General features: G+C 44.1%; 3 protein-coding genes. All 3 read left to right on the top strand.

Annotation, left to right across the window (positions count from 1 at the left end; translation table 11 throughout):
- Nucleotides 1-155 precede the first annotated feature (155 nt).
- From ACR2PX_RS19530 to ACR2PX_RS19520, 3 genes are read left to right on the top strand one after another with little or no spacing between them, the layout of a single operon-like run.
- Nucleotides 156-716, top strand: coding sequence for a hypothetical protein (locus tag ACR2PX_RS19530; RefSeq protein ID WP_434001033.1), 561 nt, complete (start codon nt 156-158; stop codon nt 714-716).
- Nucleotides 713-1,318, top strand: a complete 606-nt coding sequence (locus ACR2PX_RS19525) for a glutathione S-transferase family protein (RefSeq protein ID WP_434001032.1) — start codon at nt 713-715, stop codon at nt 1,316-1,318. Before ACR2PX_RS19530 ends, ACR2PX_RS19525 begins: the two co-directional genes overlap by 4 nt.
- A 30-nt stretch (nt 1,319-1,348) precedes the next feature.
- On the top strand, nt 1,349-1,636 hold the full coding sequence (locus tag ACR2PX_RS19520; protein ID WP_434001031.1) for an antibiotic biosynthesis monooxygenase family protein: 288 nt from the start codon (nt 1,349-1,351) through the stop codon (nt 1,634-1,636).
- The last annotated feature ends 123 nt before the right edge of the window (nt 1,637-1,759 follow it).

Below are 1,759 nucleotides of genomic sequence, written 5' to 3'. Positions count from 1 at the left end.
AGAAATAAATATCCTCATGGTTCAAAATAAAGGTAACGAGTAAGTAAGCGCACCTAACAAATGCTTCCAGTTCGTGGCTTCGCCACCCGACGCCGCCTTCGGCGGCGCGGCTGAAGTTGGCGTTATGAGCTCAGAATCAAACTAAAACTAGGCATATGAATAAAGAAACAGTTGAGATAATAAAGCCTGGTATTTATAGCGATATGAATGCTTACTGGGCCATGCATTATTGCTCTATTTTAGAAGCTCTCTATGAACAAAAAACCATTTCTCATGGCTTTCAGCAAAATTATATGCAAGAGGTAGAGCCGACATTACATAATCTAGCTGCAAAAGCTGGTTTTACATTCTTTAGAGATATCAAGCAATCTTTAAAGAATTTTGGTTTGCAATCCTTGTTGTGTCATTACCTGACTAGCCCTGAAGGCTCACCAGTTTTTTTCAACATAATGGAAAAACTATCTGACCATCATAACTATGATCTATCAACTGATCCGTATGACTATGGAGTTTTCATAAGTTGCCGTGACTTTGCTAGCGGTATAAAGTTCGTAGAAGACAATAATCCGATATTGCTCGGCTACGAACCAATGCTTCACAATCAAGCAGCCGAAAAAGTCGCTTTTGCAGACCTTTGTTTTCTTCTGAAAAGTGAAGAAAAGCCCGGAATCCATAAAGAGCCTAAAACTATTTGTAGGGAGTACGTTGAAGCATGAAGATATATGGCGATATCCAGTCCGGTAATTGTTACAAGATCAAACTGCTGACAGCCCTGCTCGACCTGAATCATGAATGGGTCGTCATCGATATTCTGAATCATGAAACCCGGACTCCGGACTTTCTCACTAAAAACCCTAATGGCAAGATCCCTCTGCTTGAGCTGGATGACGGCCGTTGCCTCTGGGAATCCAATGCCATCCTGAACTTCCTGGCCAGAGATTCTGAACTACTGCCTGCTGATCCTTTTCTGCAAGCCAAAATCCAGCAATGGCAATTTTTTGAACAATACAGCCATGAGCCCTATGTGGCTGTAGCCCGGTTTATCAATAAGTATCTGGGCCTGCCTGAACATCGACGTGACGAATACGAAAACAAACAGGAAGGTGGCCATAAAGCGCTGACGGTCATGGAACAGCAGCTTTCGCAAAGTCCTTTTCTGACTGGAGAGCAACTGACAACAGCTGACCTATCTCTGTTCGGGTACACTCATGTCGCTCATGAAGGCGGTTTTGATCTGTCACAGTATCCTGGTATTCAAAACTGGATAGAGCGCATTCGTTCTTTACCCGGCTTTGTTTCCATGCCATCCGACCATTGATCACCGGTCATCTGCAACCAGGGATTAACCATGTACGCTGTAATTTTTAGAGCCACCCTCAAAAAGCTGGACCAGGAATACAGCCAACTGGCCCAGCGTATGCGTGAGCTGGCTCTGAACGAGTATGGCTGTATTGAATTCATAGCCAATAGCGAGGGTGATCAGGAGCTGGCCATCTCCTATTGGCCCGACAAAGAGAGTATTCGAGCCTGGAAGAATAATCCTGAGCACCTGGCGGCCCAGCAAAAAGGAAAAACACTCTGGTATCAGGATTATCAGGTGGAAATTGTTGAAGTCCTTCACAAATACCAGGGCTAGGAGCCTGTCGGACTTATGCTTTCGAGCATAAATTTCAGTAGAACGAGTCGAATTATTCGATGGATTCGTGAGAATAGTTGACCTATTTAATCGAATTCATCGAATAATTGGGCCGTTCTTTCT

This window comes from Endozoicomonas sp., from assembly GCF_051008435.1.
Lineage (GTDB): Bacteria > Pseudomonadota > Gammaproteobacteria > Pseudomonadales > Endozoicomonadaceae > Endozoicomonas_A.
The sequence above is the reverse complement of the archived record's forward strand: the minus strand, read 5'-3'. Positions and strand labels throughout refer to the sequence as shown.

What these genes read in the sequence shown, in the direction of transcription:
- ACR2PX_RS19530 (WP_434001033.1), top strand. Translation starts at nt 156, where the DNA reads ATGAATAAAGAAACAGTTGAGATAATAAAGCCTGGTATTTATAGCGAT.
- ACR2PX_RS19520 (WP_434001031.1), top strand. Translation starts at nt 1,349, where the DNA reads ATGTACGCTGTAATTTTTAGAGCCACCCTCAAAAAGCTGGACCAGGAA.
- ACR2PX_RS19525 (WP_434001032.1), top strand. Translation starts at nt 713, where the DNA reads ATGAAGATATATGGCGATATCCAGTCCGGTAATTGTTACAAGATCAAA.